Source organism: Streptomyces cyanogenus (genome assembly GCF_017526105.1).
Lineage (GTDB): Bacteria > Actinomycetota > Actinomycetes > Streptomycetales > Streptomycetaceae > Streptomyces > Streptomyces cyanogenus.
The window spans coordinates 2,696,814-2,710,017 of the sequence record NZ_CP071839.1; the positions used below are offsets into that span (position 1 = coordinate 2,696,814).

Annotated in this window: 15 protein-coding genes; 7 read left to right on the forward strand and 8 right to left on the reverse strand. The window is 71.2% G+C overall.

Going from position 1 to position 13,204, the window contains the following annotated elements; genetic code table 11:
- Positions 1 to 56: 56 nt before the first annotated feature.
- The 6 genes from lipB to S1361_RS12060 all read left to right on the forward strand — a co-directional run bounded on the left by lipB (position 57) and on the right by S1361_RS12060 (position 5,455).
- Positions 57 to 854: a lipoyl(octanoyl) transferase LipB gene (lipB, locus tag S1361_RS12035; protein WP_208031846.1), complete on the forward strand. Its 798-nt coding sequence runs from the start codon at positions 57 to 59 to the stop codon at positions 852 to 854.
- Positions 855 to 969: 115 nt separating this feature from the next.
- Positions 970 to 1,935, forward strand: coding sequence for a lipoyl synthase (gene lipA / locus S1361_RS12040; RefSeq protein WP_208031847.1), 966 nt, complete (start codon positions 970 to 972; stop codon positions 1,933 to 1,935).
- A 231-nt stretch (positions 1,936 to 2,166) separates the two neighbouring features.
- Entirely contained in the window at positions 2,167 to 2,367 is a 201-nt protein-coding gene (locus S1361_RS12045; protein ID WP_208031848.1) for an SCO2195 family GlnR-regulated protein, read from the forward strand.
- Between the two features lie 90 nt (positions 2,368 to 2,457).
- The gene (locus S1361_RS12050; RefSeq protein WP_208031849.1) at positions 2,458 to 3,159 is read left to right on the forward strand and encodes a DUF4191 domain-containing protein; all 702 of its coding nucleotides are present in this window, start codon (positions 2,458 to 2,460) and stop codon (positions 3,157 to 3,159) included.
- 99 nt (positions 3,160 to 3,258) lie between these two features.
- The gene (locus S1361_RS12055; protein ID WP_208031850.1) at positions 3,259 to 4,347 is read left to right on the forward strand and encodes a right-handed parallel beta-helix repeat-containing protein; all 1,089 of its coding nucleotides are present in this window, start codon (positions 3,259 to 3,261) and stop codon (positions 4,345 to 4,347) included.
- A gap of 43 nt (positions 4,348 to 4,390) precedes the next feature.
- A complete protein-coding gene (locus S1361_RS12060) occupies positions 4,391 to 5,455 on the forward strand; it encodes a methyltransferase (protein WP_341829310.1) in 1,065 nt (354 codons plus the stop codon).
- A 73-nt stretch (positions 5,456 to 5,528) separates the two neighbouring features.
- On the opposite strand, the gene S1361_RS12065 is transcribed toward S1361_RS12060, so the two are convergent.
- The 7 genes from S1361_RS12065 to S1361_RS12095 are packed head-to-tail and all read right to left on the reverse strand — an operon-like array spanning position 5,529 to position 10,693.
- A complete protein-coding gene (locus tag S1361_RS12065; RefSeq protein WP_208031851.1) occupies positions 5,529 to 5,861 on the reverse strand; it encodes a TcmI family type II polyketide cyclase in 333 nt (110 codons plus the stop codon).
- A 21-nt stretch (positions 5,862 to 5,882) separates the two neighbouring features.
- Positions 5,883 to 6,362 (reverse strand): SRPBCC family protein, encoded by a 480-nt coding sequence (locus tag S1361_RS12070; protein ID WP_208031852.1) that lies wholly within the window; start codon positions 6,360 to 6,362, stop codon positions 5,883 to 5,885.
- 1 nt (position 6,363) lies between these two features.
- Positions 6,364 to 6,618, reverse strand: coding sequence for an acyl carrier protein (locus tag S1361_RS12075; protein ID WP_208031853.1), 255 nt, complete (start codon positions 6,616 to 6,618; stop codon positions 6,364 to 6,366).
- A gap of 19 nt (positions 6,619 to 6,637) precedes the next feature.
- A complete protein-coding gene (locus S1361_RS12080; protein ID WP_208031854.1) occupies positions 6,638 to 7,882 on the reverse strand; it encodes a beta-ketoacyl synthase N-terminal-like domain-containing protein in 1,245 nt (414 codons plus the stop codon).
- Positions 7,883 to 7,889: 7 nt separating this feature from the next.
- A complete protein-coding gene (locus tag S1361_RS12085; protein ID WP_208031855.1) occupies positions 7,890 to 9,149 on the reverse strand; it encodes a beta-ketoacyl-[acyl-carrier-protein] synthase family protein in 1,260 nt (419 codons plus the stop codon).
- Positions 9,146 to 9,553, reverse strand: a complete 408-nt coding sequence (locus S1361_RS12090; RefSeq protein ID WP_208036564.1) for a cupin domain-containing protein — start codon at positions 9,551 to 9,553, stop codon at positions 9,146 to 9,148. Before S1361_RS12090 ends, S1361_RS12085 begins: the two co-directional genes overlap by 4 nt.
- A 57-nt stretch (positions 9,554 to 9,610) precedes the next feature.
- Positions 9,611 to 10,693 (reverse strand): SchA/CurD-like domain-containing protein, encoded by a 1,083-nt coding sequence (locus tag S1361_RS12095; protein ID WP_208031856.1) that lies wholly within the window; start codon positions 10,691 to 10,693, stop codon positions 9,611 to 9,613.
- 201 nt (positions 10,694 to 10,894) lie between these two features.
- Between S1361_RS12095 and S1361_RS12100 the strand changes: the two genes are divergently transcribed.
- Positions 10,895 to 12,553, forward strand: coding sequence for an FAD-dependent oxidoreductase (locus tag S1361_RS12100; RefSeq protein ID WP_208031857.1), 1,659 nt, complete (start codon positions 10,895 to 10,897; stop codon positions 12,551 to 12,553).
- 48 nt (positions 12,554 to 12,601) lie between these two features.
- Here S1361_RS12100 and S1361_RS12105 read toward each other — a convergent pair whose 3' ends face one another.
- Positions 12,602 to 13,069 carry an RDD family protein gene (locus tag S1361_RS12105; protein WP_208031858.1) on the reverse strand — a complete coding sequence of 156 codons (468 nt, stop codon included), beginning with the start codon at positions 13,067 to 13,069 and terminating at the stop codon, positions 12,602 to 12,604.
- Between the last annotated feature and the right edge of the window lie 135 nt (positions 13,070 to 13,204).

Genomic DNA, 13,204 nt, shown 5'->3' on the forward strand with positions numbered 1-13,204 from the left:
AGTGGCGTGGGCGCGATACGTGCCTGACACAGCCATCGCCGAAGGAGGCGCTTGCCGTGAGTGAGCTGCGGTTCGTCCGCATGGGATTCGGTGCCGATGCCGTCGACTACCAGGAGGCCTGGGACGAGCAGCGCCGGGTGCACGCGGCCCGGTTCGCCGACGAGGTGCCGGACACCGTGATCCTGCTGGAGCACCCCCCGGTGTACACGGCGGGCCGGCGCACCGAGGACAGCGAGCGTCCGCTGGACGGCACCCCGGTCATCGACGTGGACCGCGGCGGCAAGATCACCTGGCACGGCCCGGGCCAGCTGGTGGGCTACCCCATCCAGAAGCTCCCCCGCCCGGTGGACGTGGTCGCGCACGTACGGCGGCTGGAGGAGGCGATCATCCGCTCCTGCGCCGAGTTCGGCCTGGAGACCACGCGGGTGGAGGGCCGCAGCGGCGTGTGGGTGCTCGGCGACCCGGTCGAGCAGCGGCCGGCGCTGGGAGGGCTGTCCCTGGACTTCGACCCGCGGCTGCAGGACGAGGAGTTCGACCCCCGGCTCAACGGCCCCGAGTACGCCCCGTCCAACGCGGGCCAGCGGCGCGAGGACCGCAAGATCGCGCAGATCGGCATCCGGGTGGCCAAGGGCGTCACCATGCACGGCTTCTCGTTCAACGTGAACCCGGACATGAAGTGGTTCGACCGGATCATCCCGTGCGGGATCCGGGACGCGGGGGTCGCCTCCCTCGCGAGCGAGCTGGGCCGGGACATCACGATCGAGGAGGTCCTGCCGGTGGTGGAGAAGCACCTGAAGGACGTCCTGGAGAACGCGGACCTGAAGCCGCGGGTGGTCGAGAAGGCGTCCGCCTGATCGTCGGCCGGGGGAATGCGCCCTGCGACAGCGGGGTTGGCCTCGACGGCAGGGCGCACAGAGCACGGGCGTACCCTGGGGTACGCCGAAGAATCGAAGTCACAGGGAGCCGGTCGTGTCCGCAGTCGCACCCGACGGACGCAAGATGCTGCGCCTGGAGGTCCGCAACAGCCAGACCCCCATCGAGCGCAAGCCCGAGTGGATCAAGACCCGGGCGAAAATGGGCCCCGAGTACACCGCGATGCAGAAGCTCGTGAAGAGCGAGGGGCTGCACACGGTCTGCCAGGAAGCCGGCTGCCCGAACATCTACGAGTGCTGGGAGGACCGCGAGGCGACCTTCCTCATCGGCGGCGACCAGTGCACCCGGCGCTGTGACTTCTGCCAGATCGACACCGGCAAGCCCGAGGCGCTCGACCGCGACGAGCCGCGCCGCGTGGGCGAGTCCGTGGTCACCATGGACCTGAACTACGCCACCATCACCGGCGTCGCCCGCGACGACCTGGCGGACGGCGGCGCCTGGCTGTACGCCGAGACCGTGCGCCAGATCCACCAGCAGACCGCGGACCGCGAGGCCGGCCGCACCAAGGTCGAGCTGCTGGCCCCCGACTTCAACGCCGTCCCCGAGCAGCTGGCCGAGGTCTTCTCCTCCCGGCCCGAGGTCTTCGCGCACAACGTCGAGACGGTCCCCCGGATCTTCAAGCGGATCCGTCCCGGCTTCCGCTACGAGCGCTCCCTGAAGGTCATCACCGAGGCCCGCGACTTCGGCCTGGTCACCAAGTCGAACCTGATCCTCGGCATGGGCGAGACCCGCGAGGAGGTCAGCGAGGCGCTGCAGCAGCTGCACGACGCGGGCTGCGAGCTGGTCACCATCACCCAGTACCTGCGCCCCTCCGTCCGGCACCACCCGGTGGAACGCTGGGTGAAGCCGCAGGAGTTCGTGGAGCTGAAGGAGGAGGCCGAGCAGATCGGCTTCTCCGGTGTGATGTCCGGCCCGCTGGTGCGGTCGTCCTACCGCGCCGGACGGCTGTACCAGATGGCCGTGGAGAAGCGCGGCACCTACGTCGCCTCCCAGGCGGTGTGAGCCCGAGCGTGTGAATTCACGCACAAGCACTTACCAGCCAGTAATGGCCGGTACGACGCGGTCCTGACCGTCCTCGCTGATGAGGGCGGGCGCCAGGGCCGCGTCGGCGTTCCCGCACCCTCCTTCGAGGCTTCACGGGCGTTTGACCGGTCGGTCACGCCCTGGTAACACCAATCAGTGACTCTGGCATCACGCCCCGTATCTCCACTGCTCCGAGGGGGGACCTCGATCATGCAGGCCGCACCCGTACGCGCCACCGCCATCCCGACCTTCACCGACGCCCTCCGGGCCGTCGAGTCCCTGCTCATGAGCGGCGGTCAGCGCACCGCCCGCCGCAACGCCTGGACCTCCGTCCTGGAGGACCGCCGCCGCGCCAAGGACCGGGTCGAGGCCCAGCGGGTCCTGGACCAGGCCGCGGCCGGCCGCTCCTGACGCCCCCGGGACCGTCCCCGGCCCTCACCCGATCCTCCCTGCCGGGCACTGCCGTCGAAGGCGGTCCTGGGGACACGTAGACTTCGTGGCATGGCGAGGAAGGAAACCGCGGCGGACGCCGCGAACGCAGGGCGACTGAAGCAGATCGCCCTCACGTACAAGATGACCCGCAAGGCCGACAAGACGATCGGCCTCGTACTCGCGGCCGTCGGCATCGGCACCCTCGGTGTCTTCCTCGCGATCGGCTTTCTGATCGGCCACCCGGTCTATCTGGGTATCTTCGGCCTGCTGATCGCCCTGCTGGCGACGGCGATCGTGTTCGGCCGCCGGGCCGAGCGGGCCGCCTTCGGCCAGATGGAGGGCCAGCCGGGCGCCGCCGCGGCCGTGCTGGACAACATCGGCCGGGGCTGGACGACGACTCCGGCGGTGGCGATGAACCGCAGCCAGGACGTGGTGCACCGGGCCGTCGGCAAGGCCGGCATCGTGCTGGTCGCCGAGGGCAACCCGAACCGGGTCAAGAGCCTGCTGGCCGCCGAGAAGAAGAAGATGAACCGCATCGTCGCGGACGTGCCGGTGCACGACCTGATCGTCGGCGACGGCGAGGGCCAGGTCGAGCTGAAGAAGCTGCGCACCACCATGCTGAAGCTCCCGCGCGTGCTCACCGGCCCCCAGGTGACGGCCACCAACGACCGGCTGCGGGCCCTGGGCGACCTGATGAGCAACATGCCGCTACCGAAGGGTCCGATGCCCAAGGGCATGAAGCTGCCGAAGGGCGGACCGCGGGGCCGCTAGGGCCTGTCGTCCGTATCATCTTGGCGCCGCGGGGCCTGACACGCCGCCGAACGGAGTATCCGGCCGGTAATCGGGTCGTACGCTCCTAGCCTTCGGAATGTGACAAAACGACACATTGCGTACCTCGCATGCGCCACGACCCTCGTCGGAGCGTTCGTCGGCGCCACCCCCGCGTCGGCCGCCCACCGGGTCCTCATGGTGCATCCGGGTGAGTCGATCCAGAAGGCGGTCAACGCCGCCAAAGCCGGCGACACCGTGCTCGTGCTCGCCGGCACGTACCGCGAGAGCGTCACGGTGAAGACGCCGGGTCTGACCCTGCGCGGTGTGGACCACCGCACCGTGATCCAGCCCCCCAAGAAGAAGACCAAGTCCGCGCCGCGCGGCAGCAAGGCCTCCGTCACCTGCCTCGCGGCCGGCAACGGCATCTGTGTGGTCGGGGCCAAGAACAAGCCGCTGAAGGACGTCACCGTCACCGACCTGAAGGTGACCGGCTTCGCCAAGAACGGCGTGTTCTCCATGGGGACCGACCGGCTGACCGTCGAGCACGTGACCGCCGACGACAACGGCCAGTGGGGCATCGCCCAGGAGCACTCCACCCGCGGGGTGTTCCGCGAGAACACCGCCCGGGGCAACGGGGACGCGGGCCTCTTCCTCGCCAACAGCGTCAAGGCCGAGCAGGGCGCCAAGGACAGCAAGGGCGCGGTGATCGAGCGCAACCACCTGGAGGACAACCGGATCGGCATCACCGTCCGCCGGCTGCGCAACCTCACCGTCACCGGCAACTACGCCGTCGGCAACTGCGCCGGGGTCTTCGTCGTCGGCGACGAGAACAAGCCGAGGGCCGGTGCCCTCACCATCAGCGACAACCGCGTCGAGCGGAACAACAAGTACTGCCCGAAGACCGCCCGGCTGCCCTATCTGAAGGGCTCCGGCATCGTTCTGACCGGCACCGAGAAGGCCCTGGTGACGCGGAACACGGTCACCGGTCACACCGGCAAGTCCCCGCTGTCGGGCGGCATCGTCCTGTTCAAGAGCTTCGTGGGTGCCGTGAGCGAGAAGAACCGGATCATCGACAACCGCCTGGAGAAGAACTCCCCGGCGGACCTCGTCAACCAGGAGCCCACCAAGCGGAACAACGTCTTCCAGGGGAACCGCTGCCGGGCCTCCAAGCCCGCGGGCCTGTGCTGACCGGACGGCCGTACCCGACCCACGCAAGGAAGGAAGGCGGCACATGACCGCACCATCCCGCGCGCTCTCGGCTCCCCCGGAGCCGGGGGCACCCCCCTCCCCTCCGCCGTCGATGCGGCTGCGCGAGCTCGCGTTCGGGGCGGCCTGCGCCGCCGCGGTCCGCGCCGCCGCCCGGCTGGGCGTGGCCGACGCGCTCGGCGACACTCCCATGACCGTGGAGACCCTGGCGACGGCCGTGCACACCGAGCCGGGGCCGCTGCGCCGGCTGCTGCGCGCCCTGTCCTGCCACGGCGTCTTCGCCGAGCGGCCCGACGGGACGTTCGCCCACACCGAGATGTCCCGGCTGCTGCGCGAGGACGACCCGAACAGCCTGCGGGCCATCACCCTGTGGTGCACCGAGCCGTGGACCTGGGACGCCTGGCCGCGGCTGGACCAGGCGGTGCGCACCGGCCGGAACGTCGTGGAGGACCTGTACGGCAAGGAGTTCTTCGCCTACCTCAACGAGGACGCCCCCGAGTCGGCGGACGTCTTCAACCGCGCGATGACCCGCTCCAGCGAGCAGTCGGCGCGGGAGGTGGCGGCCCTGCTGGACCTGTCCGGCAGCCGCTCGGTCGCGGACATCGGCGGCGGCCAGGGGCATGTGGTGGCCAGCCTGCTGGACAAGTACCCGGCGATGCGCGGCAGCCTGCTCGACCTGCCCCGGGTGGTCGAGAACGCCCTGCCGCGGCTGCGCGAGGGCGGTGACCTCGCCGACCGTGTGCAGATCGTGCCGGGCGACGTCCGGGACGCGGTCCCGGTCGAGGCCGACGTCTACATCATCAAGAACATCCTGGAGTGGGACGACGAGAGCACGGCCCGGCTGCTGCGCAACGTCGTCGAGGCGGGCGGCCCCGGCACCCGTGTCGTCGTCATCGAGAACCTGGTGGACGACACCCCCTCGATGCGCTTCAGCACCGCCATGGACCTGCTGCTGCTGCTGAACGTCGGCGGGGCCAAGCACACCACCGACAGCATGGTCGGCCGGCTTCAGGCGGCGGGCCTGGCCGTCGGCGAGATCCGCCCGGTCAACCCGTTCCTGCACGCGTTCGACTGCATGGTCCCCGCGTGAGCGAGTCCCCCCAGCACACCGGTGCCGGGTCCGCGTCGGACGCGGGCCCGGCACCGGTGGTCCGGCCGGAGGATCAGGCGCCGGCGTCCCGCTCCCAGAGGTAGAAGCGCTGTGCCATGGCGTCCTTCGGGGACCGCCAGGTCTCCGGGTCGTACGCACTGACGTACGCCGAAAGCCGCTCGCTGACCTCCCTGAACTCGGGGTGCGAGGTGATCTTGGCGATGGCCGGCCCGGGTTCGCGGTCGGACTCGATGAGGTGCATGTACACATCGCCGAACTGGAAGAGGCTGCGCCGGACGACGCCGACGAGGTGCGGCAGCTCTCCCCGGTCGGACTCCGCGAACACCTTGGCGATGTCGGGGGCGGAGCCCGGGGCCATACGGGCGACGATCAGGGCCTGGTGCACGGTCGTCTCCTGTCGTCCGGCTCAGTCGGCCAGGGCCGGGGCGGGCCGCTCACCGGCGGCCGCCTTCTCGATCTTCTCCCGGATCAGCTCCATCTGGACCTTGGAGTTCTTGTTGATGTTGTCGGTCATCCAGTCGTCGTCGACCGGCGCGTCCGGCTTCATCTCGAAGTCCTGGGTCCACACCATCCGGGTGCCGGCGGGGACCTCCTCGTATTGCCAGTGGATGTTCATGTAGGCGAAGGGACCGGTCTCCACCCGGCGTGCCTTCACGGTGCGGGAGGCGCGGTCCGGCTCGCGCTCGGAGACCCAGCTCCAGACGGTGCCGTTCTCGTCCGGGTGCATGGTGAGCCGGAAGGTCGTCTTCTCGCCCTCCCGCTTGAGGACCTCGACCGACGCGTACTCGCTGAACAGCTGCGGCCAGCGTTCCAGGTCGTTGGTCATGTCCCAGACCAGGTCCAGCGGCGCGGCGATGGTGATCTCGTTCCGGGTGTGTCCTGCCATGTCAGGCTCCTGCCATCAGGGTGCTGTTGACGAGGTTGAGGAACTGCTGCGGCGTCTTGCAGCGTTCCGCGTCGACCGGCATCGGGGTGCCGTGCGTGTTCTCCAGTTCGCCGACGATGCCGAGCAGGCCGAGCGAGTCGACGCCGAGGACGTCGAAACCCATGTCCGGCTGCTCCTTGAGCTGCTCCGGGCTGACGGTGACCCCGGCGGCCTTCTTCATCAGTGCGGCGAGTTCTTCCACGGTGATCTGGGGCATGTGCTCCTCCTTTGCTTCCTCACTGCGCGGTGCCGCGTCGCAGCACCAGCGCCGAGTTCGACCCCATGAGTCCGCGGCTGAGGACCAGCGCCGTCCGCAGTTCGGCGGCACGGGCGTGGCCCGTCACGAGGTCGAGGTCGTGGCAGACGTCGAAGACGTTCGGCGTCGGCGGGATCAGGCCGTGTTCCATCGCGAGCACGGCCGCCGCGGTGTCCAGCACCGGGGCCGCGCAGTACCCCCGGCCGATCCCGGCCTTCGGGGCGGTGACCGGCACCCGGGTGCCGTGCTCGCCGAGGGCGTCGGCGATGGCCAGGGCCTCGGCGCGGTCCGCCGCCGGGACCCCGAGGGCGTCGGCGAAGACGACGTCGACCTCCTCGGGGGCGCAGTCGGCCTCCTGCAGCGCCTGCCGGACGGCCTGCGCGAGCCCCTCCCGGGACTCCGCCCAGCGGGAGGCGCCGGTGAAGGTGGCCCCGTGGCCCGCCACCACGGCCCGGATCCGGGCGCCGCGGGCGCGGGCGGTGCCCGAGGCCTCCACCACGAGCATCGCGCCGCCCTCGGCCGGCACGAACCCGCATGCCCCGTCCGTGAACGGGCGGTACGCCCTGGACGGGTCCGGCTCGCGGCTCAGTTCGTCGTAGCCGAGCTGGCAGACCATCGAGTACGGCGCGAGGGGGGCCTCGGTGGAGCCGGCCACGATCACGTCGGTGCCGCGCCGCACCGCCCGTGCCGCGTGGGCGAGGGCGTCCAGGCCGCCGGCCTCGTCGGAGGCGACGACCGAGCAGGGTCCCTTGAAGCCGCGGCGGATCGAGACCTGGCCGGTGCTCGCGGCGTAGAACCAGGCGATGGACTGGTACGGCCCGACGAACCGGCTGCCCTTGCCCCACAGCTGCTGCAGTTCGCGCTGGCCGAACTCGCCGCCACCGGACCCGGCCGCGGTGACCACGCCGATGGAGTAGGGCGCGTCGGGAACGCTGCCCGGCCCGAGCCGGGCGTCGTCCAGCGCGAAGTCGGCCGCGGCCATGGCGTAGTGCGTGAACCGGTCGGTCTGGACGAGGAAGCGCTCCTCGATCGTCGCCGCCGGGTCGAAGGCGCGGACCTCACCGGCCACCTTGAGGGGAAGGTGCTCGCAGCCCTCGCGGGTGACCCGGTCGAGGACGCTCAGGCCCTCCTGGGTGGACTTCCAGAAGGTGCCGGTGGTGGTGCCGTTGGGCGCGACCACACCGATGCCGGTGATGGCCGCGTGCCGGTCCTGCGGTTCGCTCATCGTGTCCTCACTCCCTCGGCCGGGTCAGGATCACCGCGGACTGGAAACCGCCGAACCCGCTGCCCACGGACAGCACGCTGGTCAGCTTCCGTTCGCGGGCGACACGCGGGACGTAGTCCAGGTCGCACTCGGGGTCGGGGATCTCGTAGTTCGCGGTCGGCGGTACGACCTGCTTGACGAGGGCCAGCACGCAGGCGACCAGCTCGATGGCGCCGATCGCCCCGAGGGAGTGCCCCACCATGGACTTGATGGAGCTCATCGGGGTGTCGTAGGCGTGGTGGCCGAGCGCCCGCTTCACGGCCGCCGTCTCGTGGCGGTCGTTCTGCCGGGTGCCGGAGCCGTGCGCGTTGACGTAGTCGATCGCCGTGGGGTCGAGCCGCGCCTGGTCGAGGGCGGTGTCTATGGCCCGCGCCATCTCCAGGCCCTCCTTGGTCAGGCCGGTCATGTGGTAGGCGTTGCCGAAGGTGGAGTAGCCGCCGAACTCGCAGTACACGTGGGCACCGCGGGCCCGGGCGTGCTCCAGTTCCTCCAGGACGAGCACCGCGCCGCCCTCGCCCATGACGAAGCCGTCACGGTTGTTGTCGAAGGGCCGGGAGGCGTGCGCGGGGTCGTCGTTGTTCGGGGACGTGGCCTTGATCGCGTCGAAGCAGGCCATGGTGATCGGGGAGATCGGGGAGTCCGACGCCCCCGCGATGCATATGTCGGCCCGGCCTTCCTGGACGGTGTGGAAGGCGTACCCGACGGCGTCCAGGCCGGAGGTGCAGCCGGTGGACACGGTCTGCACCGGACCCTGGGCGCCGAAACGTTCCGCCACCGCGGAGGCCACGGTGCTCGGCGAGAACGCCCGGTGCAGCTGCGGCTCCGCCTCGGTGGGGTCGACGTCCCAGCGCTGCCCGCGATGGCTGACCAGGACGTAGTCGTGCTCCAGCCGGGTGGTGCCGCCGACGGCGGTGCCCAGGGAGACACCGACCCGCCAGGGGTCCTCCTGGGCGAGGTCGAGACCGGAGTCCCGGACCGCCTCCTCGCCGGCGACCAGCGCGAACTGTATGTACCGGTCCGCCCGCTGGATCTGCTCGGCGTCCAGGCCGTGTGCGGCGGGATCGAAGTCGCACTCGGCGGCGATCCGGGACCGCAGCCCGGTCGGGTCGAAGAACGTGATGCCCCGCGTCGCGGTACGGCCTTCGGCGAGCAGCTCCCAGAACGCCGGTACGCCGATCCCGCCCGGGGCCACGACGCCTATGCCGGTGACCGCCACGCGCCGGTTCATGAGCGGACCTGCGCCCGGTCGGCCGGCGCGGCGGCGACGGTTTCCGACCCCTCGGTGTCGACGTGGCCGAGGGCCGGCCGGGGGGCCAGCGGGCCCAGGTGGAAGACGATCCGCGCCTCCACGTTGCCGACGTTGCGGAAGCGGTGGCGCATGTTCATGGGGATCATCAGCCCCTGCTCGGGCCGCAGCGGGTGCGGCTCGCCGTCCAGGTCCACCTCCAGGTCGCCGCAGACGACGTAGACGAACTCCTCGGAGTAGGGGTGGTAGTGCTCCCCGATGCGGTCGCCGGGCTGCACGATGGCCACGCCCATGAAGCCGCTGGTGGAGCCCACCGTCGCCGGGGTGAGCATGGCGCGCAGGTCGCCGCCGCGCCGGGTGTTGGGCTCGACCTCGCTGAGGTCCACGATCTTCGGAAGGGGTTTGATCACGGCGTTCCTCCGTTGTGTGCTGGGCCTGCCGGGTCAGGCGTCGGGCGAGCGGCGGTCGGTGACGAGGTCCATGCCGACGGGCTCCCCGTCCAGCAGGCTGCCGAGCGCGGCCTGCCGTCCGGGCTCCGGCAGGACGGACCGGGCGCCAAGGCCGGGGCGGAGGTCGACCAGCCGGACGACGACGTCGTCGCGCTGGAAGATCGTGCTGCGCAGGACCGGGCTGTCCGGGTCCTCCGCCGCCGCCTCGTCCTGCTGGGCGAGCAGCTCCGCCAGCCGCATCCCGCAGTCCGGCCGGGCCGGGTAGTACAGCGCCTGCCGCTCGCCCTCGGTGAGTTCGTCCGCGGTGACGTGGTGCACGGCGGGCAGCGCCGCCCTGGTGAAGAACACCCGCGCGGACTCCTGGTCGTTGAGGTCCCGCTCCTGCTCCAGGTAGGGGTTGATGGCCTCCTCGACGGCCCGCACCTCGGGCTGCCGGGCGACGTGGCGCAGCGCCGCGAGCAGGTCGCCGCGCACCTCGATGGCCCGCACGACCCGGTTGCCGTGCATGAACAGGGAGGTACGGCACAGCCGGGTCGTCTCGTCGACCCGCGCCTGGGGCGAGGCGTAGTCGGAGAGGATCCGCTTGACCTCCCGCTCGCTGCCGGGCTTGACCGTGAAGGTCAGCGCGTGCCGGATCACGCCGTCGCCGATCCGCGGCGACGTCTGGAGCCGGCGCCGCGACGCGGCCCCGGCCGGCTCGCCGCCGGTCTCGCGGACGATGTGGAACCGCAGCGACCGGGTGTCCCGGACGCAGCTGTGCAGCGGTTCCACCATCCGCACGTGCTCCTCGCTGTTCACCCAGGTGAGGAACGGCGGGGCGCTCTCCCACTCGCTGGTGATGAGCCATTGGGAGGGATTCTCGATCGACTGGCACAGCTGGTCGCTGACGTGGCCGGGCACCTGCGCCACCTGGTTGCACAGTTGCTCGTAGGCCTCCAGGAACTGCTGCTGGGCGCCGTCGTGGACGTCCACGAGCAGGACGACCCGGAGACGGGAGCCGTCGAACACGGACTGGGAGACCCTCTTCGACATCTGGCGCGTCGACTGGTCCGAGATCTTTTCCGACAGGGTGGTCATGCTGCGCATCTCCTTCACGGGGGCAGAGGCGAACGCCGGCCGCCGATGACGCGACGTCAGCGCTTCTTGATCCTGTGCCGCTTCCCGCGGTGCGCGCGACTCGCGTGAACCACGTGGGTGATTGCGCACGCGAAAGCCGTCCCAGAGGGCACAGAAAACAGCAACGCGCCTTCACCTCCCGACCCAGCCTCTGGAGACTCGATGCAGCAGAAAGCGGATCACCAGGTGCCCGTCCTCGTCGTGGGCGGCTCTCTGGTGGGCCTGTCCCTCTCCCTGTTCCTGGGCCGTCTCGGCGTACCGCACATGCTCGTCGAGCGGCACTCCGGGACCTCGATCCACCCGCGTGGCCGCGGGAACAACCTGCGCACGATGGAGCTGTTCCGGGTGGCCGGCATCGAGCCGGACATCAAGGCGGCGGCCTCGCTCCTCGCGGCCAATCACGGCATCCTCCAAACGCCGACACTGGTCGGCGACGCCGGCGAATGGCTGTTCAGACACATCGACCCGGGTGGCGGACTGGCGAGGTTCAGCCCGACGACGTGGTGTCTGTGCAGCCAGAACGACCTGGAACCGGTGCTGCTGAAGGGGGCCCGCGCCCTCGGCGGCGATCTGCGGTACTTCCACGAGCTGGAAGCCTTCGAGGAGGGCCCCGAAGGGGTGACGGCGTTCGTCCGGGACCGTGACAGCGACGCGCTGTACACCGTCCGGGCGGACTACCTGGTCGCGTGCGACGGCCCGCGCAGCCCCGTCCGGCGCCGGCTCGGCATCGGGCAGAGCGGGCCCGGCGACCTCTTCGCCAACGTGAGCGTCACCTTCCGGTCCAAGCTGCTCGCGGAGACGGTCGGCGACCGGCACTTCATCTGCTGCTACCTCACGAACCCCGAGGCCGACGGCGCCCTGCTGCCCGTCGACAACAAGGAGCACTGGGTCTTCCACGCGCCCTGGCACCCCGAGCACGGCGAGACCCTGGAGGAGTTCACCGAGGAGCGGCTCCAGCGGCACATCCGGCTGGCCGTCGGCGTCCCCGACCTCGACGTCGAGATCACCGGCAAGGCGTCCTGGCGCGCCGCGGAACGCGTCGCCGAGCGGTACACGGCCGGCAGGGTCCTGCTCGCCGGCGACTCCGCCCACGAGATGTCCCCGACCGGCGCCTTCGGTTCGAACACCGGCATCCAGGACGCCCACAACCTGGCCTGGAAGCTGGCCGCCGTCCTCGACGGCTGGGCCGGACCCGGCCTGCTGGAGACCTACGACACCGAGCGCCGGCCCGTCGCCCTGGCCACCAGTGCCCGCGCCTCCGCCCGCTCGGTGGAACACAGCCACCCCGGTTTCGCGCCCACGCCCGGCGTCGGCGGCGGGCCGCGCAGCGGCATCCTCCCGGTGGTCCTGTGCTACCGCTACCTGGAGGGCGCCGTGCTGGACGCCGACCCCGCCCAGCCGGTCGTACCCGAGGAGGTGCGGCTGACCGGGGACCCGGGCAGCCGGTCCCCGCACCTGTGGCTGCGCCGCGCGAGCGCCCGGCTGTCCACGGTCGACCTGTACGAGCGGTCCATGGTGCTGCTCTGCGACGCCGGGTCTGCGGCGGGTGCCGCCTGGCACGAGGCCGCCCGGCGCATCGCCGGCACGGACGGCGTACGGCTGGAGGCGTACCGGATCGGCGCGGGACCGGACGCCGACCTGACGTACGACGGAGAGGGACCCGGCGGCGGCACCGACTGGGCCGCGGCGCACGGCACGACGGCCGACGGGGCGGTGCTGGTACGGCCGGACGGGTTCGTGGCCTGGCGCGCGTCCGGCGCGGTGGCGGATCCGGAGGCGGAGCTGCGGAGGGTGCTGACGGCGGTGCTGCGGAGGGGCTGAGCGCAGGGGTGATCCCGGTGGCCGCCGGCCACCGGGATCACCTGATCATCAGATCCGGACCTCGACCGTCCTGGCGAGCCGGTCGTGCAGGCCGCGGCCGTCGCGGTCCCAGACCAGGGCGGGGACGGCGAGGCAGAGCAGGACCGTGCGCACCAGGGCGCGCCCCGGGCTGACCGTGCCGGTTTCCAGGGCCACGACCCGGACGCCGAAGAGGCGCTTGCCCGGGGTGAAGCCGACCGTACCGACGGTCAGGGCGCTCAGGACGAAGAAGACGCCGAGCGCCCAGTTGCTCGTAGCGGGGCTGTAGCCGTGCGTGATCAGGCCGTATGCGATCAGGACGCACAGCGCCCAGTCCACGGCGAGGGCGCCGAGCCGCCTGCCGGGCCGTGCGATCGAGTTCGGTCCGTGCTCCGGGAGACCGAGCTGCTCCCCCCGGTAACCGAAGTCGGCACCCGCCTCTTCCATGGCCGCGCGCGGTCCCGAGAGCCACGACCCGATTGCCTGCCTGTTGTCCACGCGTCCACGGTACTGCGCCCGGTTTCGGGCACTACGCACAGGGGTGTGCCGGAGCTACCGTGGACGGGTGGCCGGTTAACTTCTGCGAAACAAACGAGTCACGCCCGAGAAATCACCCGTACCTAGGGTCGAGAC

What these genes read in the sequence shown, in the direction of transcription:
- S1361_RS12045 (WP_208031848.1), top strand. Translation starts at nt 2,167, where the DNA reads ATGCAGGCCGCACCCGTACGCGCCACCGCCATCCCGACCTTCACCGAC.
- S1361_RS12050 (WP_208031849.1), top strand. Translation starts at nt 2,458, where the DNA reads ATGGCGAGGAAGGAAACCGCGGCGGACGCCGCGAACGCAGGGCGACTG.
- S1361_RS12060 (WP_341829310.1), top strand. Translation starts at nt 4,391, where the DNA reads ATGACCGCACCATCCCGCGCGCTCTCGGCTCCCCCGGAGCCGGGGGCA.
- S1361_RS12070 (WP_208031852.1), bottom strand. Translation starts at nt 6,362, where the DNA reads ATGGCAGGACACACCCGGAACGAGATCACCATCGCCGCGCCGCTGGAC.
- S1361_RS12075 (WP_208031853.1), bottom strand. Translation starts at nt 6,618, where the DNA reads ATGCCCCAGATCACCGTGGAAGAACTCGCCGCACTGATGAAGAAGGCC.
- S1361_RS12080 (WP_208031854.1), bottom strand. Translation starts at nt 7,882, where the DNA reads ATGAGCGAACCGCAGGACCGGCACGCGGCCATCACCGGCATCGGTGTG.
- S1361_RS12085 (WP_208031855.1), bottom strand. Translation starts at nt 9,149, where the DNA reads ATGAACCGGCGCGTGGCGGTCACCGGCATAGGCGTCGTGGCCCCGGGC.
- S1361_RS12095 (WP_208031856.1), bottom strand. Translation starts at nt 10,693, where the DNA reads ATGACCACCCTGTCGGAAAAGATCTCGGACCAGTCGACGCGCCAGATG.
- S1361_RS12100 (WP_208031857.1), top strand. Translation starts at nt 10,895, where the DNA reads ATGCAGCAGAAAGCGGATCACCAGGTGCCCGTCCTCGTCGTGGGCGGC.